Origin of the sequence: Sphingorhabdus profundilacus (assembly GCF_009769755.1) — a bacterium.
Taxonomy (GTDB): domain Bacteria; phylum Pseudomonadota; class Alphaproteobacteria; order Sphingomonadales; family Sphingomonadaceae; genus Sphingorhabdus_B; species Sphingorhabdus_B profundilacus.
Window position 1 is genome coordinate 1,156,778 of record NZ_SDWJ01000002.1, and the last position, 22,975, is coordinate 1,179,752.

The 22,975-nt window shown below is 55.1% G+C and carries 32 protein-coding genes; 31 read left to right on the forward strand and 1 reads right to left on the reverse strand.

Annotation, left to right across the window (positions count from 1 at the left end; genetic code table 11):
* Positions 1-19: 19 nt before the first annotated feature.
* The 29 genes from rpsG (at position 20) to rimK (ending at position 18,438) form a co-directional block, all read left to right on the forward strand.
* A complete protein-coding gene (gene rpsG, locus EUU23_RS13425; RefSeq protein WP_160354562.1) occupies positions 20-490 on the forward strand; it encodes a 30S ribosomal protein S7 in 471 nt (156 codons plus the stop codon).
* 45 nt (positions 491-535) lie between these two features.
* The gene (fusA, locus tag EUU23_RS13430) at positions 536-2,608 is read left to right on the forward strand and encodes an elongation factor G (protein WP_160354563.1); all 2,073 of its coding nucleotides are present in this window, start codon (positions 536-538) and stop codon (positions 2,606-2,608) included.
* 91 nt (positions 2,609-2,699) lie between these two features.
* Complete coding sequence (gene tuf, locus EUU23_RS13435) at positions 2,700-3,890, forward strand: elongation factor Tu (protein ID WP_160354564.1); 1,191 nt, start codon at positions 2,700-2,702, stop codon at positions 3,888-3,890.
* Positions 3,891-4,037: 147 nt separating this feature from the next.
* On the forward strand, positions 4,038-4,349 hold the full coding sequence (gene rpsJ, locus EUU23_RS13440) for a 30S ribosomal protein S10 (RefSeq protein ID WP_022672862.1): 312 nt from the start codon (positions 4,038-4,040) through the stop codon (positions 4,347-4,349).
* A 286-nt stretch (positions 4,350-4,635) separates the two neighbouring features.
* Entirely contained in the window at positions 4,636-5,484 is an 849-nt protein-coding gene (gene rplC, locus EUU23_RS13445; RefSeq protein WP_160354565.1) for a 50S ribosomal protein L3, read from the forward strand.
* 3 nt (positions 5,485-5,487) lie between these two features.
* A complete protein-coding gene (gene rplD / locus EUU23_RS13450) occupies positions 5,488-6,129 on the forward strand; it encodes a 50S ribosomal protein L4 (RefSeq protein WP_160354566.1) in 642 nt (213 codons plus the stop codon).
* Positions 6,129-6,437 carry a 50S ribosomal protein L23 gene (locus EUU23_RS13455; RefSeq protein WP_160354567.1) on the forward strand — a complete coding sequence of 103 codons (309 nt, stop codon included), beginning with the start codon at positions 6,129-6,131 and terminating at the stop codon, positions 6,435-6,437. Before rplD ends, EUU23_RS13455 begins: the two co-directional genes overlap by 1 nt.
* A gap of 10 nt (positions 6,438-6,447) precedes the next feature.
* On the forward strand, positions 6,448-7,284 hold the full coding sequence (rplB, locus tag EUU23_RS13460; RefSeq protein ID WP_160354568.1) for a 50S ribosomal protein L2: 837 nt from the start codon (positions 6,448-6,450) through the stop codon (positions 7,282-7,284).
* Positions 7,285-7,287: 3 nt separating this feature from the next.
* Positions 7,288-7,563 (forward strand): 30S ribosomal protein S19, encoded by a 276-nt coding sequence (rpsS, locus tag EUU23_RS13465; RefSeq protein ID WP_158902171.1) that lies wholly within the window; start codon positions 7,288-7,290, stop codon positions 7,561-7,563.
* Complete coding sequence (gene rplV / locus EUU23_RS13470; RefSeq protein WP_160354569.1) at positions 7,563-7,943, forward strand: 50S ribosomal protein L22; 381 nt, start codon at positions 7,563-7,565, stop codon at positions 7,941-7,943. The genes rpsS and rplV overlap by 1 nt, the downstream gene beginning before the upstream one ends.
* 3 nt (positions 7,944-7,946) lie before the next feature.
* Positions 7,947-8,651, forward strand: coding sequence for a 30S ribosomal protein S3 (rpsC, locus tag EUU23_RS13475; RefSeq protein WP_143776727.1), 705 nt, complete (start codon positions 7,947-7,949; stop codon positions 8,649-8,651).
* Positions 8,652-8,666: 15 nt separating this feature from the next.
* A complete protein-coding gene (rplP, locus tag EUU23_RS13480) occupies positions 8,667-9,101 on the forward strand; it encodes a 50S ribosomal protein L16 (protein ID WP_158902175.1) in 435 nt (144 codons plus the stop codon).
* 1 nt (position 9,102) lies between these two features.
* The gene (gene rpmC / locus EUU23_RS13485) at positions 9,103-9,315 is read left to right on the forward strand and encodes a 50S ribosomal protein L29 (protein ID WP_160354570.1); all 213 of its coding nucleotides are present in this window, start codon (positions 9,103-9,105) and stop codon (positions 9,313-9,315) included.
* A gap of 11 nt (positions 9,316-9,326) precedes the next feature.
* Positions 9,327-9,596: a 30S ribosomal protein S17 gene (gene rpsQ / locus EUU23_RS13490; protein WP_143776724.1), complete on the forward strand. Its 270-nt coding sequence runs from the start codon at positions 9,327-9,329 to the stop codon at positions 9,594-9,596.
* 4 nt (positions 9,597-9,600) lie between these two features.
* On the forward strand, positions 9,601-9,969 hold the full coding sequence (rplN, locus tag EUU23_RS13495) for a 50S ribosomal protein L14 (RefSeq protein ID WP_125229589.1): 369 nt from the start codon (positions 9,601-9,603) through the stop codon (positions 9,967-9,969).
* A gap of 2 nt (positions 9,970-9,971) precedes the next feature.
* Positions 9,972-10,292 carry a 50S ribosomal protein L24 gene (gene rplX / locus EUU23_RS13500; RefSeq protein ID WP_158902181.1) on the forward strand — a complete coding sequence of 107 codons (321 nt, stop codon included), beginning with the start codon at positions 9,972-9,974 and terminating at the stop codon, positions 10,290-10,292.
* A complete protein-coding gene (rplE, locus tag EUU23_RS13505) occupies positions 10,285-10,869 on the forward strand; it encodes a 50S ribosomal protein L5 (RefSeq protein WP_160354571.1) in 585 nt (194 codons plus the stop codon). Before rplX ends, rplE begins: the two co-directional genes overlap by 8 nt.
* Positions 10,869-11,174: a 30S ribosomal protein S14 gene (gene rpsN / locus EUU23_RS13510; RefSeq protein ID WP_160354572.1), complete on the forward strand. Its 306-nt coding sequence runs from the start codon at positions 10,869-10,871 to the stop codon at positions 11,172-11,174. The genes rplE and rpsN overlap by 1 nt, the downstream gene beginning before the upstream one ends.
* 12 nt (positions 11,175-11,186) lie before the next feature.
* On the forward strand, positions 11,187-11,582 hold the full coding sequence (gene rpsH / locus EUU23_RS13515) for a 30S ribosomal protein S8 (protein WP_160354573.1): 396 nt from the start codon (positions 11,187-11,189) through the stop codon (positions 11,580-11,582).
* Positions 11,582-12,115, forward strand: a complete 534-nt coding sequence (rplF, locus tag EUU23_RS13520; protein ID WP_160354574.1) for a 50S ribosomal protein L6 — start codon at positions 11,582-11,584, stop codon at positions 12,113-12,115. Before rpsH ends, rplF begins: the two co-directional genes overlap by 1 nt.
* Positions 12,116-12,118: 3 nt before the next feature.
* Positions 12,119-12,472 carry a 50S ribosomal protein L18 gene (gene rplR, locus EUU23_RS13525; RefSeq protein WP_160354575.1) on the forward strand — a complete coding sequence of 118 codons (354 nt, stop codon included), beginning with the start codon at positions 12,119-12,121 and terminating at the stop codon, positions 12,470-12,472.
* Between the two features lie 2 nt (positions 12,473-12,474).
* Entirely contained in the window at positions 12,475-13,176 is a 702-nt protein-coding gene (gene rpsE, locus EUU23_RS13530) for a 30S ribosomal protein S5 (protein ID WP_160354769.1), read from the forward strand.
* Positions 13,177-13,181: 5 nt separating this feature from the next.
* Positions 13,182-13,358 (forward strand): 50S ribosomal protein L30, encoded by a 177-nt coding sequence (rpmD, locus tag EUU23_RS13535; protein WP_160354576.1) that lies wholly within the window; start codon positions 13,182-13,184, stop codon positions 13,356-13,358.
* 181 nt (positions 13,359-13,539) lie between these two features.
* Positions 13,540-14,076: a 50S ribosomal protein L15 gene (gene rplO / locus EUU23_RS13540; protein ID WP_160354577.1), complete on the forward strand. Its 537-nt coding sequence runs from the start codon at positions 13,540-13,542 to the stop codon at positions 14,074-14,076.
* 172 nt (positions 14,077-14,248) lie between these two features.
* Complete coding sequence (secY, locus tag EUU23_RS13545) at positions 14,249-15,625, forward strand: preprotein translocase subunit SecY (RefSeq protein ID WP_160354578.1); 1,377 nt, start codon at positions 14,249-14,251, stop codon at positions 15,623-15,625.
* Between the two features lie 38 nt (positions 15,626-15,663).
* The gene (locus tag EUU23_RS13550; RefSeq protein ID WP_160354579.1) at positions 15,664-16,308 is read left to right on the forward strand and encodes an adenylate kinase; all 645 of its coding nucleotides are present in this window, start codon (positions 15,664-15,666) and stop codon (positions 16,306-16,308) included.
* 52 nt (positions 16,309-16,360) lie between these two features.
* Positions 16,361-17,056: a hypothetical protein gene (locus tag EUU23_RS13555; protein WP_160354580.1), complete on the forward strand. Its 696-nt coding sequence runs from the start codon at positions 16,361-16,363 to the stop codon at positions 17,054-17,056.
* A gap of 6 nt (positions 17,057-17,062) precedes the next feature.
* Positions 17,063-17,518, forward strand: coding sequence for an ATP-dependent zinc protease family protein (locus EUU23_RS13560; protein WP_160354581.1), 456 nt, complete (start codon positions 17,063-17,065; stop codon positions 17,516-17,518).
* 14 nt (positions 17,519-17,532) lie between these two features.
* Positions 17,533-18,438: a 30S ribosomal protein S6--L-glutamate ligase gene (gene rimK, locus EUU23_RS13565; RefSeq protein ID WP_160354582.1), complete on the forward strand. Its 906-nt coding sequence runs from the start codon at positions 17,533-17,535 to the stop codon at positions 18,436-18,438.
* Positions 18,439-18,477: 39 nt separating this feature from the next.
* Here the strand turns inward: rimK and EUU23_RS13570 are convergent, their stop codons facing one another.
* Positions 18,478-21,654 carry a TonB-dependent receptor domain-containing protein gene (locus EUU23_RS13570; RefSeq protein WP_160354583.1) on the reverse strand — a complete coding sequence of 1,059 codons (3,177 nt, stop codon included), beginning with the start codon at positions 21,652-21,654 and terminating at the stop codon, positions 18,478-18,480.
* 383 nt (positions 21,655-22,037) lie between these two features.
* Here EUU23_RS13570 and rpsM point away from each other — a divergent pair, with 383 nt between their 5' ends.
* Together rpsM and rpsK are read left to right on the forward strand one after the other, a co-directional pair.
* Positions 22,038-22,406, forward strand: a complete 369-nt coding sequence (gene rpsM / locus EUU23_RS13575; RefSeq protein ID WP_158902205.1) for a 30S ribosomal protein S13 — start codon at positions 22,038-22,040, stop codon at positions 22,404-22,406.
* Positions 22,407-22,462: 56 nt separating this feature from the next.
* Positions 22,463-22,852 (forward strand): 30S ribosomal protein S11, encoded by a 390-nt coding sequence (gene rpsK, locus EUU23_RS13580; protein ID WP_125229604.1) that lies wholly within the window; start codon positions 22,463-22,465, stop codon positions 22,850-22,852.
* Positions 22,853-22,975: the final 123 nt, after the last annotated feature.

Consider the following 22,975-nt stretch of genomic DNA (forward strand, 5'->3'; position numbering starts at 1 on the left):
GAGATAAAGGAAATACAATATGTCACGTCGTCGTCGTCCCGAAAAGCGCATCATTCTGCCGGATCCCAAATTCGGTGATATCGTGCTTTCGAAATTCATGAACAACCTGATGCTGGACGGTAAGAAGTCCGCAGCAGAACGTATCGTTTACGGTGCATTGGAAACCGTAGAATCGCGCGCGAAGAAAGATCCGTTGCAGACCTTCCATGAAGCGCTTGATAACGTAAAGCCCGGCATCGAAGTCCGCAGCCGCCGCGTTGGCGGGGCCACCTATCAGGTGCCTTGCGAAGTGCGTCCCGAACGCGCGCAGGCATTGGCGATCCGGTGGTTGATTTCGGCCGCACGTAACCGCAGCGAAACCACTATGGCCGCCCGTCTTTCCGGTGAGTTGATGGATGCTGCGTCAAATCGCGGCAACGCTGTCAAAAAACGGGAAGATACGCACCGTATGGCCGAAGCCAACCGTGCATTCGCACATTACCGCTGGTAACCTAAACAGGGCCGTATTGGCGGTCCACACTTCGGAGTAACGATCATGGCACGCAGCCATCCACTGAATATGTATCGTAATATCGGTATTATGGCGCACATCGACGCCGGTAAGACCACGACCACCGAGCGTATCCTTTTTTACACCGGCAAGTCTTACAAGATCGGTGAAGTCCATGATGGCGCTGCTACCATGGATTGGATGGAGCAAGAGCAGGAACGCGGGATTACGATCACGTCGGCTGCCACCACCTGCTTTTGGAACGATCACCGGATCAACATCATCGACACCCCCGGCCACGTTGACTTCACCATTGAAGTTGAACGCTCGCTGCGCGTGCTCGATGGTGCGGTTGCGTGCTTTGACGGTGTTGCCGGTGTGGAGCCGCAATCGGAAACCGTATGGCGTCAGGCTGACAAATACGGCGTTCCGCGCATGTGCTTCATCAACAAGCTGGACCGGACCGGCGCGAACTTCAAATATTGCGTGCAGTCGATCATCGACCGTCTCGGCGCAAAGCCTGCGGTGCTTTACATTCCGATCGGCCTTGAATCCGAATTGAAAGGTCTGGTCGATCTGGTCAACAACCGCGCGATCATCTGGAAAGATGAAAGCCTGGGTGCAGACTTTTTCTTCGAAGAAATCCCCGCTGATCTGGCCGCTGAAGCCGCCAAATATCGTAGCGATCTGATCGAACTTGCTGTCGAGCAGGACGATGACGCCATGGAAGCCTATCTGGAAGGGAATGAGCCTGACGTTGCAACGTTGAAGGCCCTGATCCGCAAGGGTACGCTCAACCAGTCATTTGTCCCTGTCTGCTGTGGCTCTGCGTTCAAGAACAAGGGCGTCCAGCCTCTGCTCGACGCAGTGGTGGATTATCTGCCTTCGCCGCTCGACATCGAAGATGTTCAGGGCGTGCACATGGATACGCTGGAACCAGACAGCCGTCCGCCAGCTGACGATGCCCCGTTCTCGGCATTGGCCTTCAAGGTCATGAACGACCCGTTTGTGGGCTCGCTGACCTTCATCCGCATCTATTCAGGTTCGCTCGTCAAGGGCACCTATCTGAACTCGGTCAAGGACAAGAAGGAAAAAGTCGGCCGTATGCTTGAAATGCACGCCAACGAACGTAAGGACGTTGACGAGGCATTTGCAGGCGACATCATCGCGCTTGCCGGTATGAAAGAAACAACGACCGGCGACACGCTGTGCGCCGAACGTTTTCCGATCATTCTTGAACGGATGGAATTCCCTGATCCGGTTATCGAATTGTCGGTGGAGCCCAAGACCAAGGCTGACCAGGAAAAGATGGGCATTGCGCTTAATCGTCTGTCGGCTGAAGATCCCTCGTTCCGCGTATCGACCGATCATGAATCGGGCCAAACGATCATCAAGGGCATGGGCGAACTTCACCTCGACATCATCGTCGATCGTATGCGTCGTGAATTCAAGGTAGAAGCCAATGTCGGTGCGCCGCAGGTTGCCTATCGCGAATATCTCGCCCGCGAAGTCGACATTGATTACACCCACAAGAAACAATCGGGTGGTTCGGGTCAGTTCGGCCGCATCAAGTTCACCGTAAAACCGGGCGAACGCGGTTCGGGCATCACCTTCAAGGATGAAGTCAAGGGCGGTAATATTCCGAAGGAATATATCCCCTCGGTCGAAAAAGGCATGCGCGAGACTGCCGAATCAGGTTCGCTCATCGGCTTCCCAATCATCGATTTCGAAATCATCCTCTATGACGGTGCCTATCATGACGTCGACTCGTCGGCGCTGGCCTTCGAAATTGCTGGCCGTGCCGGTATGCGTGAAGCCGCGCAGAAGGCAGGTATCAAATTGCTCGAACCGATCATGAAGGTTGAAGTTGTTTCTCCGGAAGAATATCTGGGCGACGTCATCGGCGATATGAATTCGCGTCGTGGTCAAATCCAGGGCACCGACAGCCGCGGTAATGCTCAGGTTGTTGAGGCTATGGTGCCGCTGGCTAACATGTTTGGATATGTAAATCAGCTCCGCTCGTTCACGCAAGGGCGTGCCAACTATTCGATGTTCTTCAATCATTATGATGAAGTTCCGTCAAACGTTGCAGCGGAAATCAAGGAGAAGCTTGCCTGATAGGCAAAAGCGGATTAAGGGCGGCGCCTGATTCAGCAGGCGTCGTCCCAACTGATCAATATATTACCTAATCGAAAGAAGGTTTGATAAAATGGCAAAGGCTAAATTTGAGCGGACGAAACCGCATTGCAACATCGGCACCATCGGTCACGTTGACCATGGTAAAACAACGCTGACCGCAGCGATCACGAAGATCATGGCAGACGCATTTGGCGGTACTGCTGTTGATTTTGCCAACATTGACAAGGCACCTGAAGAGCGTGAGCGCGGCATCACCATTTCGACGGCCCACGTTGAATATGAAACTGCTGGACGCCATTACGCGCACGTCGATTGCCCAGGCCATGCTGACTATGTGAAGAACATGATCACCGGTGCTGCCCAGATGGACGGCGCGATCCTCGTTGTGAACGCAGCCGACGGCCCGATGCCACAGACTCGCGAGCACATCCTGCTTGCCCGTCAGGTTGGCGTTCCATCGCTTGTTGTTTACATGAACAAGGTTGATCAGGTCGACGACGAAGAAATTCTCGAACTCGTTGAAATGGAAGTGCGCGAGCTTCTCTCCAGCTATGATTTCCCAGGCGACGATATTCCAATCGTAAAGGGATCGGCTTTGGCTGCTCTCGAAGGCCGTGACGACAATATCGGCAAGGAATCGATCCTTGCGCTGATGAAGGCTGTTGACGATTACATTCCGCAGCCTGACCGTCCTATTGACAAGCCATTCCTGATGCCAGTCGAAGACGTGTTCTCGATCTCCGGTCGTGGTACGGTTGTGACCGGTCGCGTTGAAACCGGAATCGTCAAGGTTGGCGAAGAAGTTGAAATCGTTGGTATCAAGGACACAAAGAAAACGACCGTTACCGGCGTTGAAATGTTCCGCAAGCTGCTCGACGAAGGCCGTGCCGGCGACAATATTGGTGCGCTTGTTCGTGGCGTAGGCCGTGAAGAAGTTGAGCGTGGTCAGGTTCTCTGCAAGCCCGGTTCGGTTACGCCGCACACCGAGTTCTCGGCAGAAATCTACGTGCTTTCGAAGGATGAAGGCGGCCGTCACACGCCGTTCTTTGCGAACTATCGTCCGCAATTCTACTTCCGCACAACCGACGTAACCGGCGAAGTGATCCTTCCTGAAGGCACGGAAATGGTTATGCCAGGCGACAACGTAACCATCTCGGTTAAGCTGATTGCACCAATCGCTATGGACCCAGGTCTCCGCTTCGCAATTCGCGAAGGTGGCCGTACTGTCGGTTCAGGGGTTGTCAGCGCAATCTCTAAGTAATATAGGCCGCGCATCCCGCCCGATTCTCTGATTCGGGCGGGCCGGCTATTAGATTTTCAGAACAGCTGCTCCGGCTTCCAAAAGGCAAGTCGGACATGCTGTTTTTCGGCTCTTTGATATTGATAGAATTTGGAATTTGGTGAACCCATGGAAACGCAGAATATCCGCATCCGCCTGAAAGCATTTGACCATCGCGTTCTCGATCAGGCCACTGGCGATATCGCAGACACTGCACGCCGCACTGGCGCGCTTATCCGTGGACCCATTCCACTTCCTACCCGTATCGAAAAGTTCACGGTAAACCGTGGACCGCACGTCGACAAAAAGTCACGCGAGCAGTTCGAAGTTCGCACTTACAAAAGGTTGCTCGACATTGTGCAGCCCACGCCGCAGACCGTTGATGCTTTGATGAAGCTTGACCTTGCCGCCGGTGTGAATGTCGAAATTAAGCTGGCGTAAAAATCAGCTGTCACCCTGAACTCGTTTCAGGGTCTTAATTAAGATGCTGAAACAAGTTCAGCATGACGAATTGGGGCTTCGGCCCTGAGGACATAGGAATACCGCCGGAGAATCCTCCAAGGATTTGCCCGGGCTGCGTTCCCCGTCTTACCGAATGGCTCTCCTATTGAGCCATCGGTGCCTAGCCCGGACGGGGCATGCTTTAAAATTCAGGGCTGGATTTAGGCGTCACGCCCTCCTGGCAATCCTGCCAGCCGGGCCTCTGACATAAGTTGGAGTATGGATCATGCGTACTGGCGTGATCGCGAAAAAGATGGGTATGATGCGCCTCTTCAATGAAGATGGCCGCCACGTACCCGTGACCGTTTTGGCGCTGGAAGGCTGCCAAGTGGTCGGAGCCCGCAGTCAGGAAAAAGACGGCTATTTTGCTGTTCGTCTTGGTGCCGGCGCCCGTAAAGCGAAAAATGTAAACAAACCGCAACGTGGCGAATTTGCCAAGGCACAGGTTGAGCCCAAGGCGCGCGTTGCCGAATTCCGCGTTGATAATGCCGACGGCCTTCTGCCTGTTGGCGCATCGCTTTCTGCTGACCATTTTGTTGATGGTCAGTTGGTCGACATTACCGGCCACACGCAGGGTAAGGGCTTTGCCGGTGCCATGAAGCGTTGGGGTTTCGGCGGTATGCGTGCATCGCACGGTGTGTCGATTACCCACCGTGCCCATGGTTCGACTGGTCAACGCCAGGATCCGGGCAAGGTGTTCAAGAACAAGAAAATGGCCGGCCATATGGGCGACCGTCAACGCACCCAGCAAAATCTTGAGGTTGTCCGCACCGATGTGGCGCGCGGTCTCATCTTTGTGAAGGGCTCTGTTCCCGGCGCGAAAAATGGCTGGTTGATGGTGCGTGATGCCGTCAAGCACCCTGTTCCTTCGGAGGCACCTTTTCCCGGTGCGCTGAAGAATGACAATGAAGCTCCTGTGGTCGAAGAAGAAATCGTCGTCGCCACTGAAGAGGTCGTTGCCGACACTCCCGCCGTAGAAGCCGAAGCGCCTGCCGCTGAAGCTGCTCCCGCTGTCGAAGCTGCTGCTGATGAAGCACCCGCTGCCGATGCCGGTGAAGAAAAGAAGGAGGGCTAAGCCATGAAGCTCAAGGTTCAAACCCTCGATGCCAAAGCCAAGGGCGACATCGATCTGAATGACGATGTGTTCGGCCTAGAGCCGCGCGCAGACATTCTGCATCGTGTTGTTACATGGCAGCGTGAAAAGGCCCGCGGAACGGCCCGCCCAACGCGTGAGCGTTCGGATGTTGCCCGTACCGGCAAGAAATTCGGCAACCAGAAGGGTGGCGGTACGGCCCGTCACGGTGACCGCGCTGCCCCGATCTTCATCGGTGGTGGTAAGGCCCATGGTGCCCGTTTGCGTGACTTTAACCCGTCGCTGAACAAGAAGATCCGTTCACTGGGTCTGAAGATGGCGCTTTCGAGCAAGGCCAAGTCTGGTTCGTTGATCGTTCTTGAAAATCTCGATCTGGCTGCTGCAAAGACCGCGGCGCTCAAGGGTCAAGTGGGCAAGCTCGGTTTCGGCAAGTCGACACTGGTTATCGATGGCGACGCCGTCAGCGACAATTTCCGTCTGGCTTCGGCTAATTTGGTCGGCATCAATGTGATGCCTGCCGTTGGTGCGAATGTTTATGACATCCTGAAGCATGACACTCTGGTTTTGACCCGCGCTGCGGTTGAAAAGCTTGAAGCACGCTTCGCCCTCACGGGAGGTGCCAACTAATGGCTAAGGATAAAGCAATCGACGTGCGTCATTACGACGTGATCGTTGCCCCGCACATCACTGAAAAGGCGACGCTGCTGTCCGAAAACAACGCCGTTGTTTTCAAGGTAAACGGCAATTCGACCAAGCCGCAGATCAAGGCCGCTGTTGAAGCCTTGTTCGACGTCAAGGTTCTGAACGTCAACACGCTGGTGCAAAAAGGCAAAACCAAGCGCTGGAAGGGCAAGCCCTACACGCGTTCGGACGTCAAAAAAGCGATCGTTACTTTGGCTGAAGGCCAGAGCATCGACGTGACCACCGGAATTTAAGGGCAGGAAAATGGCACTCAAAAGCTACAAACCAACTAGCCCCGCCCGTCGCGGTCTTGTGCTTGTTGATCGTTCGAGCCTTTATAAAGGTAAGCCCGTCAAGGCGCTGACCGAAGGCAAGAGCAAAACTGGCGGCCGTAACAATAAAGGCCATGTCACCTCGCGCGGCATCGGTGGCGGTCACAAGCAGAAATATCGTTTGATCGACTTCAAGCGTCGCAAATGGGATATGCCTGCAACGGTCGAGCGTCTGGAATATGACCCCAACCGTTCGGCGTTTATCGCGCTTGTGAAATATGAAGACGGCGAACTCGCCTATATCCTCGCGCCGCAGCGCCTCGCCGTTGGCGACAGCGTTGTTGCCGGTGAAAAGACCGACGTGAAGCCAGGCAACGCCATGTTGCTGAGCCAGATGCCGGTGGGCACCATCTGCCATAACATCGAAATGAAGCCCGGCAAGGGCGGCCAGATCGCCCGTTCGGCAGGCACCTATGTGCAACTCGTCGGCCGTGACGGTGGACGCGTTATCGTGCGTTTGAATTCGGGTGAACAGCGTTACATCCTCGGGACCTGCATGGGCACCGTTGGCGCTGTGTCGAACCCGGACAATTCGAACACCACGCTCGCCAAGGCTGGCCGCAATCGCTGGCGCGGCATTCGCCCGCTGACCCGTGGTGTTGCAAAGAACCCAGTCGATCACCCCCATGGTGGTGGTGAAGGCCGTACCTCGGGTGGCCGTCATCCGGTTACGCCTTGGGGCAAGCCAACCAAGGGTGCGCGTACCCGCAGCAACAAGTCGACCGACCGGATGATCATCCGTTCGCGGCATGCTAAGAAGAAGAGGTAACTCATGTCTCGTTCCGTCTGGAAAGGTCCGTTTGTTGACCTCTATCTGCTGAAAAAAGCAGAAACCGCTCAGGATGCCGCGAAAGCTGCGCCGATCAAGACCTGGTCGCGCCGCTCGACAATCCTGCCGCAATTCGTTGGCCTGACGTTCAGCGTCTATAATGGCCACAAGTTCATTCCCGTTTCGGTGAATGAAGACATGGTTGGCCACAAGCTGGGTGAGTTCGCTCCTACGCGTACCTATCACGGCCATGGCGCAGACAAGAAGGGCAAACGCTAATGGGCAAGGCATCCGCACCCCGTCGCGTCGCCGACAATGAGGCTTTGGCCGTCGGCACCACCATCCGTGGTTCGGCGCAAAAGCTGAACCTGGTTGCTGCGCTGATCCGCGGCAAAAAGGCCGAAGACGCGCTCAACATCCTGACCTTCTCGACCAAGGGCATGGCGCCTGATGTCCGCAAGGTTCTGGCATCAGCTATCGCGAACGCCGAAAACAATCACAATCTTGATGTCGACAGCCTGTTTGTTGCCGAAGCGAGTGTTGGCAAGGCACTGACCATGAAGCGTTTCATGGCCCGTGGTCGTGGTAAATCGAGCCGGATTGTTAAACCATTCAGCCGCTTGCGTATCGTTGTACGCGAAGCCCAAGAAGAGGCGTAAGTCATGGGTCAAAAATCAAATCCTATCGGGCTTCGCCTGCAAATCAACCGGACATGGGATAGCCGCTGGTACGCCGAAGGTGCGGACTATGGCCGCATGCTTCTGGAAGATATCAAGATCCGCAAGTTCATCTTCGAAACCCTGCCCCAGGCAGCGATTTCGAAGGTGGTGATCGAGCGTCCGGCAAAGAATTGCCGCGTATCGATCTATGCTGCCCGTCCCGGTGTTATCATCGGCAAGAAGGGTGCGGACATTGAGAAGTTGAAGAAGCAGATCAACCAGTTCACCAGCGCCGACGTTTCGCTGAACATCGTCGAAATCCGCAAGCCGGAAGTCGATGCCAAGCTTGTTGCACAGGGTGTTGCCGACCAGTTGATCCGTCGTATCGCATTCCGTCGTGCCATGAAGCGTGCCGTTCAGTCGGCTCTGCGTCTGGGTGCGGAAGGTATCAAGATCACCTGCGGTGGCCGTTTGGGCGGGGCAGAAATTGCCCGCGTCGAATGGTATCGTGAAGGCCGCGTTCCGCTGCACACCCTACGTGCGAACGTAGACTATGCCGAAGCCGAAGCTTTGACCGCTTATGGCATCATCGGCATCAAGTGCTGGATCTTCAAAGGCGAAATCCTGGGTCATGACCCGATGGCAACCGACCGGCTGATGATGGAAGCGCAGACTTCCGGCGTCCGTCCGCAGTCCGATCGCCGCTGAGTTTAGGAACTAGACATGCTGCAACCAAAGAAAACCAAGTTCCGCAAACAGTTCAAGGGCCGCATCAAAGGCGAAGCCAAGGGCGGTTCGGATCTGAACTTCGGCTCCTATGGCCTGAAGGCACTGGAACCCGAGCGGATTACCGCACGCCAGATCGAAGCGGCTCGCCGCGCGATTACGCGCCACATCAAGCGTCAGGGACGTTTGTGGATCCGCATCTTCCCGGACGTTCCGGTCACGAAGAAGCCTGCCGAAGTCCGTCAGGGTAAGGGCAAGGGTTCGGTCGAATATTGGGCCGCCAAGGTCAAGCCCGGCCGTATCATGTTTGAACTGGACGGCGTTCCCGGCCCGATCGCGGCCGTCGCTTTCCAGCGCGCTGCGATGAAACTGCCAATCAAGACCAAGGTCGTGGCGCGTCTCGGCGACACCTCGCATCTGGGAGCATCATAAGATGAGCAAGACTGAAGATCTGCGCGTCAAGACAGACGACCAGCTCGCCGTTCAACTCGGCGAACTGAAGCGCGAAGCGTTCAACCTGCGTTTCCAATCGGCCACCGGCCAGATGGAAAAGCCGGCCCGCGTCCGTGAAGTGCGTCGTGACATCGCCCGCATCAAAACTTTGCAAGGCGAGCGTCAAGCCGCCGCTGCAAAAGCAACGGCATAAGGAGCGAACCGATGCCAAAACGTATTCTCACCGGGACCGTGGTCTCCGACAAGAATGACAAGACGATTGTCGTTCTGGTCGAACGCAAGGTAAAGCACCCGCTTTACGGCAAGATCATCCGCCGCACGAAGAAATATCACGCCCATGACGAAAACAACGTCGTCAAGGAAGGCCAAGTCGTCCGCATCGAAGAGTGTGCGCCGATTTCGAAGAACAAGACCTGGCGCCTGGTAGCTGACGCTGCTGCGGCTCCTGTCGCTGCTGCAACGACGGAGGATTGATCCCATGATTCAGATGCAATCCAATCTCGATGTCGCAGACAATAGCGGTGCAAAGCGCGTTCAGTGCATCAAGGTGCTGGGCGGTTCCAAGCGTCGCGTTGCAGGCGTTGGCGACATTATCGTAGTGTCGATCAAGGAAGCCGCACCGCGTGGCAAGGTGAAGAAAGGCGACGTGCACAAGGCTGTCATCGTTCGCACCCGCAAAGACATCCGCCGCGCCGATGGCTCGGTCATTCGTTTCGACTCCAACGCTGCTGTTTTGATCGGCAACAACAAGGAGCCGATTGGCACCCGTATTTTCGGACCGGTTGTTCGCGAATTGCGCGCCAAGAACCACATGAAAATCATCAGCTTGGCACCGGAGGTGCTATAAAAATGGCTCTCGCTAAAATCAAAAAGGGCGACACGGTTGTCGTGCTCGCCGGTAAGGACAAGGGCAAGTCGGGCGAAGTAACCGCCGTGATGCCAAAGGACAGCAAGGTCGTCGTATCCGGCGTCAATGTTGCCGTGCGTCACCGCAAAGCTAGCCAGGCAAATCCTCAGGGTGGTCTCGACCGCTTTGAAGCTCCGCTGCACATCTCGAATGTTGCATTGGCCGACCCCAAGACGGGCAAGGCGACGCGCGTTCGCGTTGAAACCAAGGACGGCAAAAAGGTCCGTGTGGCCGTGAAGTCCGGGGAGACGATCAATGGCTGATAAGAAATATACTCCGCGCATGAAGCAGCGTTATGACGACATGATCGTCAAAGGCTTGACCGAGAAATTCGGTTACACCAACCGCTTCGCTGTGCCGAAAATCGAAAAGATCACACTCAACATGGGTGTGGGCGAAGGTTCGCAGGACAAGAAGAAGGTTACGACCGCGCTTGCCGAGATGGAATTGATCGCTGGTCAAAAGCCCGTCATCACCAAGGCGAAGAAGTCGATCGCAGGCTTCAAGCTGCGTGAAGGCATGCCGATCGGCGTGAAGGTCACGCTGCGCGGCGCCCAGATGTACGAATTTCTCGACCGTCTGGTGACCATCGCAATGCCGCGTATCCGCGACTTCCGTGGCCTGAACCCGAAGAGCTTCGACGGACGTGGCAATTTTGCCATGGGCCTGAAAGAACAGATCATTTTCCCAGAAATCAGCTATGACGCCATTGATACGGTGCGCGGCATGGATGTTATCGTAACGACTTCGGCAAACACGGACGACGAAGCGCGCGAACTGCTCAAGCTGTTCGGCTTCCCCTTCCCTGTAGAAGAAGCTGAAGAAAAGGCGGCTGCATAATGGCTAAACTGAGCTCCATAAACAAGAATGAGCGTCGCAAGAAGCTGGCAAAAAAATATGCCGGTCGTTATGCGAAGCTGAAGGCGATGGCGAAGAATGAATCGCTGGACGAAAGCGAGCGTTTGATCGCCCGTTTGAAGATGGCGGAAATTCCGCGCAACGGAAATCCGCATCGTGTTCGCAACCGTTGTGAAACAACCGGTCGCCCCCGTGCTTATTACCGCAAGTTCCGGCTGTGCCGTATCCAACTGCGTGATCTGGCCAATAAGGGCCTGATCCCGGGCGTCACAAAGTCAAGCTGGTAAGGATAGAAGAAGATGTCATTGACCGATCCTTTGGGTGATATGCTCACCCGTATCCGCAACGGCCAGCGGGCGAAGAAAGACTCTGTCGTTTCTCCCGCGTCCAAGCTGCGTGCCCGTGTTCTCGATGTTCTACAGCGTGAAGGTTATATTCGCGGGTACAGCGAAGAGACCGTTGGCCAGCATCTCGGCCTGCGTATCGAACTGAAATATTTCGAAGGCGCACCTGCTATTCAGCATGTTGCCCGCGTCTCGAAACCCGGCCGCCGCGTATATTCAGGGAGCCAGGAGCTTCCCGTCATCCGCAACGGTCTGGGTATCACCATCGTATCGACGCCAAAGGGCGTTCTGTCCGACGCCGAAGCGCGCGCCCAGAACGTTGGCGGCGAAATCCTGGCGGAGGTATTCTGATGAGCCGCATTGGTAAGAAACCTGTTCCGATTCCTGCTGGCGTTACTGCAAGCATGGATGCCGGTACGCTGTCGATGAAGGGCCCCAAGGGCGAACTCAAAATGCCGATGAGCGACCTCATTTCCTATGAAATGAAGGACGAAGGCCTATCAGTCATGCCTGCCAATGGCAGCAAGGCGGCTCGCGCTTTCTGGGGGATGCAGCGGACGTTGGTGCAAAATCTGGTCACTGGTGTGACCGAAGGATTTACCAAGGTTCTCGAAATCACCGGCGTCGGCTATCGTGCAAATGCACAGGGCAAGATGTTGAAATTGCAGCTTGGCTACAGCCATGATGTCGATTTCGCGATCCCTGAAGGTATCGAAATCAAAACGCCCGATAACACTACGGTGGAAATTTCGGGCATGGACAAGCAGAAGGTCGGTCAGGTTGCTGCCGAAATTCGCCGCTGGAGGAAGCCGGAGCCTTATAAGGGCAAGGGCATCAAATACCGTGGTGAATATATCTTCCGCAAAGAAGGAAAGAAGAAGTAAGCCATGGCGAACCTATCTCTTTTTGCAAAGCGGCGCCTGCGCGTTCGTTCAAAGTTACGGGCCCAGGTTGCTGGCCGTCCGCGTCTTTCGGTGCATCGTACCGGTCGCCATATCTATGCCCAGATCATCGATGACAGTAAGGGCGTGACCGTTGCTTCGGCATCGACCCTGGACAAGGATGTCAAGGCGAAGAACGGCTCGACCGCAGAAGCGGCTGCCGATGTCGGCAAGCGCGTTGCGGCTGCTGCCCAGAAAGCTGGCGTTTCCAGCGTAGTTTTTGATCGTGGTGGTTTCCTCTTCCACGGTCGCGTCAAGGCGCTTGCCGATGCGGCGCGCGAAGGCGGATTGGAGTTCTGATGATGGCTGACGAAAATACCCAGACAGATGCGCCAGTCGTTGACGGTGGCGCTCCGGTAGAAGCAGCCGGTGAGGGCCAGCGTCGCGGACGCGGTGGTCGTGGCGGCGGCGGTGGCGAAGGTCGCGGTCGTGGCCGTGGCGGTCGTGACGATCGTCGCCCTGCACAGGAAGAAGATGATGGCACGATCGAAAAGCTCGTGCACATCAACCGCGTTTCGAAGACCGTTAAAGGCGGTAAGCGTTTTGGTTTTGCAGCACTTGTCGTCGTTGGTGACGGGCAGGGCCGCGTAGGCTTTGGCCATGGCAAGGCACGCGAAGTGCCGGAAGCCATTAACAAGGCGACTGCGGCTGCGAAGAAGTCCATGATCCGCGTTCCATTGAAGGATGGCCGTACCTTGCATCATGATGGCCGCGGCCATTTTGGTGCCGGTAACGTCACCGTTCGTTCGGCACCTGCCGGAACGGGTATCATCGCCGGTGGTCCAATGCGCGCTGTGTTTGAATCGCTGGGCGTTGCAGACGTTGTGACCAAGTCGGTTGGTACGTCAAACCCCTACAACATGATCCGCGCAACCTTTGCGGCCTTGTCTGACCAGACAAGCCCGAAATCGGTGGCGCAGCGTCGCGGCAAGAAAATCGCCGATCTTTTGGGTCGCGGTGGCAGCAAGTCTGCTGAAGCCGACGCCGAAGCTATTGCGGAGTAATTGACATGGCGAAGATCAAACTGAAGCAGATCGGTTCACCCATCCGCCGCCCCGCATCGCAGCGCGCGACCTTGAAGGGGCTTGGCCTCGACAAGATGAACCGCGTTGTCGAACTGGAAGACACCCCCGAAATTCGCGGGATGATCCAGACGGTCCGGCACATGGTAGAAGTGGTAGGGTAAATCGCCAAAGGGTGAAGCACATATCCATTTGTGTCGAGCATAGTCGAGACACCAACCGGTAGTGTGTAACCTTGAGGCATCTCGACTTCGCTCGATGCGAACGGGGTCGGAAAAGCGGGAAAGGCCCTGACAGGCGGATCCGAAACATCAGCGCGTAGTAAAGCGAAAGCGAGTGCACGACATGAAATTGAATGACATCCAGGATAATGAAGGCGCCCGCCATCGCCGTATGCGCGTGGGCCGTGGTATCGGTTCGGGCAAGGGCAAGACTTCGGGTCGCGGTCAAAAGGGCCAGACCAGCCGCTCAGGCGTTTCGATTGCCGGATTTGAAGGTGGCCAGATGCCCCTTCACATGCGTATTCCGAAGCGCGGCTTCAACAATATCTTTGCCAAAGACCATGCCGAAGTGAATCTGGGCATGATCCAGAAGTTCATCGACGCCAAGAAAATCGACATCAAGGCAGTGGTAGACCACGCCGCGCTCAAGGCCGCTGGCCTGGCACGCGGTGGCAAGGATGGCGTTCGTTTGCTGGCTAAGGGCGAACTCACTTCAAAAGTGAACTTCTCTGTAGCCGGTGCCTCAAAGGCTGCTGTTGAAGCTGTCGAAAAGGCCGGTGGCAAGGTTGACATTCTGGTCAAGGTTTCGGCTTCAGAAAAGGCGGCGGCGAAAAAATCGTCGGTTAAAAACGCCGCGAAGAATGCCCAAAGCGCAAAATAAGACAGGCGGCGACGACTTCGCTCTTGTCATGCCAGCCCCGCTTCCCGATATGGGCTGGCGGGGTTTGACATTTCCGGAGGATAGCCGATGAGTGTCAGGCAAAATTTGGGATCTGGTGTTGCTGAACTGATCGTGTGAAGCGCTTCTGATCCGGGAATAAGGAAAGTAACACATGGCATCTCGGGCCGACCAAATGGCTTCGAACCTCAATCTTTCGAAGTTCGGGCAAGCGACAGAATTGAAGAACCGCATCTGGTTTACCATCGGTGCTCTCATCGTTTTCCGGCTTCTCAGCTTCGTTCCTCTGCCTGGCGTTGATCCGATTGCCCAGGCCGCGCTCTATGCCAATAATGCGAGCGGGGGCGTTCTTGACATTTTCAATACATTTTCAGGCGGTTCGCTTGAGCGGATGAGCCTTATCGCGCTTGGCGTCATGCCATATATTACGGCTTCAATCGTCGTACAGCTTGCAGCATCATTGTCCCCGACACTCGCGGCCATCAAGAAGGAAGGCGAGAGCGGACGCAAGAAGCTTAACCAGTATACGCGGTACGGGACGGTTTTCCTGACGGCGTTGCAAGGATATTTTCTGGCTGCCGGCCTCGAAAGTCTTGCGGCGGCCAATGGTATTGGTGCGGTTGTCGAACCCGGGTTGATGTTCCGCATTGTCGCGACAATCAGTTTGATTGGCGGCACCATGTTTCTTATGTGGCTGGGCGAACAAATTACATCACGCGGTATTGGTAATGGTATTTCACTCATCATCATGGCAGGGATTGTGGCGCAATTGCCGCGTCTGGTGGTCAATCTTCTCGAAGGTGCGCGCACCGGATCGATCAGCGGTTTTCTGATTATTGGTTTCATCGGCATGTTTGTCGGATTGACGCTCATCATATGCTTTATGGAGCGCGGGCAACGTCGTGTGCTGATTCAATATCCAAAGCGTGCGACGCAGCGCGGCATGATGCAGGCGGATCGGAGCCATTTGCCGCTCAAGATCAATACTGCGGGCGTTATTCCGCCAATTTTTGCTTCGTCGCTTTTGCTGCTGCCGCTTACGATCACGCAATTATTGGGTAACAAGGTCGCGGGGGAAAGTGCGTTTGGTGACTTCATCATTACGCTCAATCAATATTTGCAACATGGGCAGCCAATCTATCTTTTGCTTTATGGCCTTGGAATTGTGTTCTTCTGCTTTTTCTACACGGCTGTGGTTTTTAATCCGGAAGAAACTTCGGAAAATCTTAAGAAAGCAGGCGGTTTTATACCGGGGATTCGTCCGGGAAAAAATACTGAATCCTATCTGGATTACGTGCTGACGCGCATTACGGTTTTGGGCGCTGCCTATTTGACGCTTGTATGCTTGCTGCCCGATTATGTCTTGGGCGCTACCGGCTTGCGAAGTGTGTTTGCTGTCGGCGGGACAAGCCTGCTGATTTTGGTCAATGTGACGATCGACACCATTTCTCAAATACAAAGCCATTTGTTGGCACACCAATATGGTGACTTGCTCAAAAAGGCGAAACTGAAGGGTGGCCGCGCCCGTTAAGAGGCGCGTTGTCGGAACGATTGGGGGTAGGGCGTTTCATGAATATCATCCTGTTGGGACCGCCGGGCGCGGGTAAGGGCACGCAAGCCAGCCATTTGGTCGATACTCTCGGCATGGCACAGCTTTCCACCGGAGACATGTTGCGCGCCGCGCGCAAGGCCGGAACTCCCTTGGGGGACCGGGTCGCGTCTGTCATGGATTCAGGGGGTCTTGTTTCGGATGATATTGTTGATGATCTGATTGGTGAAAAGCTGGATTCAATGCCTCAGGACCAAGGGGCGATTTTTGACGGCTACCCCCGCACCGCTGCACAAGCCCATTCGCTCGACCGGATCCTGTCGGAACGCGGTCGGACACTGGATTATGTGATCGAGTTGGAAGTAGACGAAGACGCTTTGGTGGATCGCATTACCGGCCGTTACACATGCGCTTCATGCGGTGAAGGCTATCATGACCGCTATAAACTGCCGAAGGCCGCAGGGGTCTGCGACAATTGCGGAGCGACAGAATTCAAACGCCGTCCTGACGATAATGAAGAAACAGTGCGAACGCGGATGGGGGAATATCGTGCCAAAACTGCACCTATTTTACCCATTTACGAAGCACGCGGCCTCGTGCGCCGTATCGATGGAATGGGCGCGATCGAGGATGTAACAAGGGCGATCGAAGCCATCATTGGCTGAAAATGGTTTTTGGCTATTGCGATTGGGTTCGCGAAAAGCCAAAAACCTGAATATGAAAATTTTTCTTTTCGCCGCGCCGACACTGGCTGCATTATCATCGCCCGCCTTTGCCGAAGTCAAAGCATCGTCCGAAAGCGGATTCAATATCGTCCATATTGCAACCGTGGACGCACAACCGGATGACATCTGGAAACGCCTGGTCGCGCCAAAGGATTGGTGGAACAAGGCGCATAGCTGGTCAGGGTCGACCGAAGGCTTCTACATCGATGCCCAGGCCAATGGCTGCTTTTGTGAACTGTTTCAGGAAAAAGGGGACGATGATAGGCTGAAAACGGTCGGCAGCGTCGAACATATGCGCGTGATATTCGCGCAACCCCCCAAGGTTCTGCGTATGCAAGGCGCCTTGGGCCCGCTGCAGTCCGAAGCGGTGACGGGCACGCTCACCGTCGCGATGGAGCGGTCGAAAGATAGCGCGGCGACAAAGATCAGTTTCTCCTACGTCGTGGGCGGCTATATGCGCTACAAAGTTGCCGAAATTGCCCCGGCGGTGGACAAGGTATTGGGGGAACAATTTCGCAATCTGCTGACGCCCTATAAGCGTGTGGAAGAAGTTGCCGGCAAAACCGAAGGATTTTCGCTAGACGTTGAAAATCTGGAAGATGCAAAGGCCATGGCGGGTCCGGCGGATGACCAGAATAATGCGGACGACGGGCCGATGGAAATCGATCCGCAAGCCAGCCCGCAATAGCTTTCAATGACGGCCGCAACCAAAAACCACAGCAGTAAAAAAGTCGAGATCGGCTGGTGTGAAATGGTAGATATTCCCAGCCTCGGTCTGCTTCAGGTGCATGCAAAAATGGACACGGGCGCGGCTACGTCGTCGATCCATGCGACACGGGTTAAGCCCGTGATCCGCAACGGTGCGGCTTATGTCGAATTCTGGTTCCGCCTGAACGCCGGTGAAAAGCCCAAGCGATATGAAGCGCCGATCATTGATCGCCGGACCGTCAGAAGCTCGAACGGCGAAAAACAGGAGCGTTATGTCATCGCAGCGCAATTTTGTTTCGGTAAGCTATGCTGGAATGGACAGCTCACCTTGGCAAACCGGCGGTCAATGGCGTTTCCCTTGCTAATCGGACGGAGGGCGTTAAGGCGCGGCTTTCTGGTCAACAGCGGACGGCGTTGGGTTCTCGGCAAGCCGACGGAATAAGGAATAAAACTCAGATGAAAATCGCGATGTTGGCGCGAAACGCCAACCTATATTCCCACCAACGACTGGTGGAGGCGGCCGTTGCGCGTGGGCATGAAATCGACGTGCTCAACACGCTCAGGGTGACGATGAATATTACATCGCACCGGCCTGAAGCTTTCTACCAAGGCCAGAAACTGGGCAGATATGATGCCGTCATACCGCGTATCGGGGCGTCCGTCACATTTTACGGGCTTGCTGTTCTTCGCCAGTTTGAAATGATGAATGTGTGGTCGCTGAACGAAAGCGTGGCAATCGGGCGGTCGCGCGACAAGTTACGATCATTGCAGATATTGGCGAAAAAGGGACTTGGTCTGCCGGTCACAGCTTTCGCCCATGACCCGAAACAGACCGATGAAGTCATCAAAATGGTCGGCGGCGCGCCTGTCGTCATCAAATTGCTTGAAGGAACCCAAGGTATTGGTGTGGTGCTGGGCGAAACCGAAAAATCGGCGCGGTCTGTTATCGAGGCGTTTCGAGGGGCCAATGTGAACATTCTTGTTCAGGAATTCATCAAAGAAGCCAACGCTACAGATATCCGCTGCTTCGTCATCGGGAGCAAGGTTGTCGCGGCGATGCAGCGTAAGGGAGCCGATGGTGATTTCCGGTCGAACTTGCATCGTGGCGGCTCGGCAGAAGTCATCCGTATTACACCCGAAGAACGATCGACCGCGGTACGCGCCGCGCGTGCCATGGGTCTGAATGTAGCGGGGGTGGATATGCTCCGTTCCAACCATGGTCCGGTCATCATGGAAGTAAACAGTTCGCCCGGACTCGACGGCATCGAAAGGGTCAGTGGCAAAGACATAGCGGGGAAAATCATCGAGTTTATCGAGGAAAATGCCGCCGGTGGTAAAACAAAAACAAAGGGCAAAGGGTGAAAAAAGGGCGACCTGATGGCCGCCCTAAATTCTAGCCCGTCAATATTTCGCAGTTACCCCGACGAAGAAATTCCGTCCCACAGCCGAAACCGGATAGGCCGCCTCGGCCTTGAATGGGCGTTCATCGGTGAGGTTGTTGATACCCCCACGGATGGTGAACCTGTCATTCAATTCATAGGATAAATTCAAGTCGTGCGACCAGAAGCTCCCGTCACGATTGGGCTCTGCAAATCCCGACGGGTCTTCAACATCAACGCCCTGGAAAAACTGCCTGGACTGCCAAAAACTTTCCCATTCAATACGCAATCCGTCCTTGTCCCACGCAAGGCCGGTGTTGAATGCAACTTCGGGCGACTGTGCTTCGCCAATGAAATCATTTTCCGAGGCGGGATCTGACACCGATGTGAAATTTGATCCTTTCAGCGCATAGGTTCCGCCAATGCGGGCCGTAATGTTGCCCGAATCCGACCCGAGCTGGAAACGATACCGTGCCTGGAAATCAATGCCCCGCGCTTCGAAACGGGCAAAGTTGACCGGTGCGTTTTCGAGATTATCAAACCCAAGGAATGTCGGTGAATTGGCATTGCGATTGCGGCTGAACAGCTTGCAGAATCCATTGTTGGGGAAATCCACAGAGTCATAGCAGCCAGCAACAATATCATCGGCAGGGACGTTGGCGATGGCATCCTTGATGCTATATTCCCAATAATCCACCGTCGCAGTGAAGCCCGGCAGGAAACTTGGCTGGAAAATTGCCCCTACCGTAAGGCTTGTCGACTTTTCTTCCTCAAGCAAAGAATTTCCGCCCTGTCGTCCGGTTATGCGCGCCGTCAACGGGTCCGTAAAGCCGACCGGGATTCCATCCGCACGGCAATTTGCCAGCCGTGCCGCAGGGTTCGGTCCACGATTGATCTGATCGGCGTCGCAAGGATCAATGGGACGAAAGGTTGCTGGCGTGCTCGGTGAAAAGAGGTCGTTGATATTGGGTGCGCGAATGGCCTTGGCATAGCTGGCGCGCAACGACAGATCCTTGACCGGCCGATACAATCCGTCAATCGCCCAGGTGAACACGCCCTTGGTATTGGTCAGCGAATATTTGGAATAGCGCGCCGATCCCTTCACCGTCAGCAGGTCTGCAAATCGTTGGTCGGCGAGCAAAGGCAGTTCCAATTCGCCAAAAACTTCGGCCACATCAAAACTTCCTTTTTCCGGTTGGGTCCCAGATTCGAAGAAAAAGCCTGCCTGATCGAAAGGATCAATCTGGAAACTGCTTCGCTCTTTACGATATTCCCCGCCGACAACGACAGCCGGCGCACCGCCGGGCAAGGTGAAAAAGTTTTCGGTCGTCCCGGAAATAAATGCCTGGGCAACAAATTGTTCCAATGTCGTCCTGTTGGTCGATGACGGATTTACAAAAGCCACGGCTTCAGCGCTCGGTGCGCCAAAACCGAACAAGTTGAGCGGGCGGCACGTGCCGTCATTGGTGCGAAAAGTGTCAGGTTCAAAAATGCCGTCGCCATCGGGATCCGCATCATAGAGGGGGAAGGGCGATGTGCCGGGAATGACGCCTGCATTCAATGATGACCGGCAAACAATTTTTCCGGTAACCGGATCGCGCACAGCGTCGACCGCGGCGTAGAACCGGTCTTCGAGACGGCGGTTTACCGTCGTGAAACGCTCTTTGGTGCGGCCATAGTTGAGCGACGCTTCATAGGACCAATTGCCCCCAATCTCGCCATTCACCCCGCCGACAATGCGAAAGGTGTCGCGCCTGACTTCGCTTCGGTTCGAACCAAAGTCGGTATTGTCACGGCTCAGCAAAATCTGGCCGTCAGCGGGATCAAAGCTGGGGTCTGCTGCGTAAAATGCGGTGATTGCATCACGCAATTCGGTGGGTATGAACGGATTGTCCAGCCGGATAGGTATCGTGTCGTTAAAGCTGTTTACATTGTTTACCGACGACGCATTGGTCCGTGAAAACTTGCTTTCGAAAAATGGTTTGAACGCCGGGCTGACTTCATAATTCATGTTCAGATTGACATTGAACTGTTCAACACCCGGAACGATTTCTTCATTGTCGAGAAATACCGGAATACCGTCGCCACCAAAACTATTGGCAAAGCCAGCAATCAACCCATCCTTGAAAGGACGGACCCGTCCATTTTCAGTAACGTAACAGCCAAATCCGGTAAATGCGAAATTATAAGTCTGGTCGCAATCATTGACCCCATTCCGGTCGAAGTCGGTGCGTGGATCATCGGGGGCGAAGTCACCGTCTGCATCAAATCCGATGAGGCCCAGCGCCGATGAGATGGAGAAGTTACGGCCGGGAAGGAAAGCGCGTGCGGCCGCACTTCGGGCGCGGGCGACGAGCGCCGACGGGGCATCGCTTGCAAAGTTTAAAATGCGGTCACCGACAATCGCACCCGCCGCGATAAGTTCAGGCGTCAGCTCGCCTTGCTGAATCCGCAAGGCCGGGTTGGCATCGTCATCCAGTCTTTGGTTGCCGCGCAAATAGTCCCGATCACCATAGCTGATGGCGTTCGAACGGTTATATTGGGCCGCGATCGTGATGTTACCGCGTCCATCCGCAATGTTCATACCATAGGCGCCGGATAGCGAATATTTACCTGCATCGCCGCGTTCGCTGACACCAGCCTGCGCGTTCAGGCTTAGCCCTTCGAAATTTCGTTTGAGGATATAATTGACGACGCCAGACACGGCATCGGATCCATAAACCGATGATGCCCCGCCGGTAAGAACATCCACCCGGTCAATCAAGACAGTCGGAATTGTATCCACATCGACAACCGCCGTTCCGGACGACCCGGCAACATGACGCCGACCGTTAACAAGCACCAGCGTTCGAACCGAACCTAGGCCGCGCAAATCCAGCTGCGTACCGCCCAATAATGTTCCGCGCGTTGCGGACAGGTCACTGTTAGTGGAGCTGAAAAGGGCGGGGATATATTGGATGACATCGCCCGCAGCGGTATTGCCTGACTCGGTCAGAATATCGCTTGTCAAAGTCGTAACGGGCGCTGCTGATTCCAACTCGGGCCGTGCGATGCGTGAACCTGTGACTATAATCGCAGATTCTTCTTCCTTCGCTTCCGGGGCGGCTTCTTGCGCGTAAGTTGCCTGTGAGGCAAAAACGGTCGCTAAGCCGGCGATGCTGCATAGCAAATGTGCCGATAAAGTGCGCGATTTTGTCATAAATTCTCCTTGAGTGAAAAGGTGTCTGATCCGTTCGCCCGCGAAGTCAGCATCAGGTTCGTTCACTTTTCTCGCCCCCAAGGGACTCATTTATCTTAGAGCGATACCCAATGGCGGAATGCTAATATCAAACTCGCCAAGCGCAATATGTCACTAGATTACATGACCTTATTCTTTTGTACCGTTGCCATAATGCAACGGTGAACGAATATATGGTCAAGCTTGACTTCCAGCCCGACTCACAGTAACGCAGCATCAATTCCGATCATCTGGTGCCGCCAGCAGCGCTTTATCGCGTCCGCTGGTTTTGTGCGTTTCGGAATGTCATCAGCGTTGAGATAGGGTTCGTCTTTCGGGGCACCTGTGGAGCAGGAGTAAGTAAATTGGCTCGTATTGCCGGGGTTAACATACCAACGAATAAGCGCGTGATCATTGCGCTTACCTATATTCACGGTATCGGTCGCACAAAAGCGCTCGAGATTGCGGATAAATTGGGAATTGATCATAGCCGCCGTGTGCAGGATCTTTCGGATGCCGAAGTTCTGCAAATCCGCGAAACCATTGATGCGGGCTACACCGTAGAGGGCGACCTTCGCCGCACCACATCGATGAACATCAAGCGTCTTATGGACCTTGCCTGCTACCGTGGCCTGCGCCACCGTAAGGGTCTTCCGGTCCGTGGCCAGCGCACGCACACAAATGCGCGCACCCGCAAGGGCAAGGCCAAGGCAATTGCTGGCAAAAAGAAGTAAGCGCGAGCCTCGCTCGTCTACTTTTTTACGCATATTTCGAATAGGATACACATTTTATGGCACGCGAACCACAGCGCATTAAAAAGCGGGAACGCAAGAATATTTCGGCCGGTGTTGCCCATGTCAACGCCAGCTTCAACAACACGATGATCACGATCACCGATGCCCAGGGCAACGCGATCAGCTGGTCGTCTGCCGGTACCATGGGCTTCAAGGGCAGCCGCAAGTCTACCCCTTATGCTGCACAGGTTGCTGCAGAAGACGCCGGCAAGAAGGCCGCCGAACATGGCGTCCGTACGCTCGAAGTCGAAGTCAAGGGCCCCGGTTCGGGTCGTGAATCGGCTCTGCGCGCTTTGCAGGCCGTGGGCTTCACGATCACCTCGATCCGTGATGTTACCTCGATCCCGCACAACGGCGTTCGTCCTTCGAAACGCCGCCGCGTCTGATATTGTAGGGACTGTCCCCTTGGGGACTGTCCCGGCTCTCGTTTCGGGACAGTCTTCAAAGAGGCGGTCCCAGTGAAGTTTCAATCGGATTGACCGGACGGTGCACCAAAAACCGGTTCAGTC

Bases quoted from the DNA above. Each gene is read 5' to 3' on its own strand.
- rpsN (WP_160354572.1), top strand. From the start codon at position 10,869: ATGGCTAAACTGAGCTCCATAAACAAGAATGAGCGTCGCAAGAAGCTG.
- rpsS (WP_158902171.1), top strand. From the start codon at position 7,288: ATGTCTCGTTCCGTCTGGAAAGGTCCGTTTGTTGACCTCTATCTGCTG.
- rpsC (WP_143776727.1), top strand. From the start codon at position 7,947: ATGGGTCAAAAATCAAATCCTATCGGGCTTCGCCTGCAAATCAACCGG.
- rplX (WP_158902181.1), top strand. From the start codon at position 9,972: ATGGCTCTCGCTAAAATCAAAAAGGGCGACACGGTTGTCGTGCTCGCC.
- rpsK (WP_125229604.1), top strand. From the start codon at position 22,463: ATGGCACGCGAACCACAGCGCATTAAAAAGCGGGAACGCAAGAATATT.
- rplE (WP_160354571.1), top strand. From the start codon at position 10,285: ATGGCTGATAAGAAATATACTCCGCGCATGAAGCAGCGTTATGACGAC.
- tuf (WP_160354564.1), top strand. From the start codon at position 2,700: ATGGCAAAGGCTAAATTTGAGCGGACGAAACCGCATTGCAACATCGGC.
- rplO (WP_160354577.1), top strand. From the start codon at position 13,540: ATGAAATTGAATGACATCCAGGATAATGAAGGCGCCCGCCATCGCCGT.
- fusA (WP_160354563.1), top strand. From the start codon at position 536: ATGGCACGCAGCCATCCACTGAATATGTATCGTAATATCGGTATTATG.
- EUU23_RS13555 (WP_160354580.1), top strand. From the start codon at position 16,361: ATGAAAATTTTTCTTTTCGCCGCGCCGACACTGGCTGCATTATCATCG.
- secY (WP_160354578.1), top strand. From the start codon at position 14,249: ATGGCATCTCGGGCCGACCAAATGGCTTCGAACCTCAATCTTTCGAAG.
- rpsJ (WP_022672862.1), top strand. From the start codon at position 4,038: ATGGAAACGCAGAATATCCGCATCCGCCTGAAAGCATTTGACCATCGC.
- EUU23_RS13570 (WP_160354583.1), bottom strand. From the start codon at position 21,654: ATGACAAAATCGCGCACTTTATCGGCACATTTGCTATGCAGCATCGCC.
- rpsG (WP_160354562.1), top strand. From the start codon at position 20: ATGTCACGTCGTCGTCGTCCCGAAAAGCGCATCATTCTGCCGGATCCC.
- rpsQ (WP_143776724.1), top strand. From the start codon at position 9,327: ATGCCAAAACGTATTCTCACCGGGACCGTGGTCTCCGACAAGAATGAC.
- EUU23_RS13455 (WP_160354567.1), top strand. From the start codon at position 6,129: ATGGCTAAGGATAAAGCAATCGACGTGCGTCATTACGACGTGATCGTT.
- rplB (WP_160354568.1), top strand. From the start codon at position 6,448: ATGGCACTCAAAAGCTACAAACCAACTAGCCCCGCCCGTCGCGGTCTT.
- rpsH (WP_160354573.1), top strand. From the start codon at position 11,187: ATGTCATTGACCGATCCTTTGGGTGATATGCTCACCCGTATCCGCAAC.
- EUU23_RS13550 (WP_160354579.1), top strand. From the start codon at position 15,664: ATGAATATCATCCTGTTGGGACCGCCGGGCGCGGGTAAGGGCACGCAA.
- EUU23_RS13560 (WP_160354581.1), top strand. From the start codon at position 17,063: ATGACGGCCGCAACCAAAAACCACAGCAGTAAAAAAGTCGAGATCGGC.
- rplC (WP_160354565.1), top strand. From the start codon at position 4,636: ATGCGTACTGGCGTGATCGCGAAAAAGATGGGTATGATGCGCCTCTTC.
- rpmC (WP_160354570.1), top strand. From the start codon at position 9,103: ATGAGCAAGACTGAAGATCTGCGCGTCAAGACAGACGACCAGCTCGCC.
- rplV (WP_160354569.1), top strand. From the start codon at position 7,563: ATGGGCAAGGCATCCGCACCCCGTCGCGTCGCCGACAATGAGGCTTTG.
- rplP (WP_158902175.1), top strand. From the start codon at position 8,667: ATGCTGCAACCAAAGAAAACCAAGTTCCGCAAACAGTTCAAGGGCCGC.
- rpsE (WP_160354769.1), top strand. From the start codon at position 12,475: ATGGCTGACGAAAATACCCAGACAGATGCGCCAGTCGTTGACGGTGGC.
- rplD (WP_160354566.1), top strand. From the start codon at position 5,488: ATGAAGCTCAAGGTTCAAACCCTCGATGCCAAAGCCAAGGGCGACATC.
- rplF (WP_160354574.1), top strand. From the start codon at position 11,582: ATGAGCCGCATTGGTAAGAAACCTGTTCCGATTCCTGCTGGCGTTACT.
- rplR (WP_160354575.1), top strand. From the start codon at position 12,119: ATGGCGAACCTATCTCTTTTTGCAAAGCGGCGCCTGCGCGTTCGTTCA.
- rplN (WP_125229589.1), top strand. From the start codon at position 9,601: ATGATTCAGATGCAATCCAATCTCGATGTCGCAGACAATAGCGGTGCA.
- rpmD (WP_160354576.1), top strand. From the start codon at position 13,182: ATGGCGAAGATCAAACTGAAGCAGATCGGTTCACCCATCCGCCGCCCC.
- rimK (WP_160354582.1), top strand. From the start codon at position 17,533: ATGAAAATCGCGATGTTGGCGCGAAACGCCAACCTATATTCCCACCAA.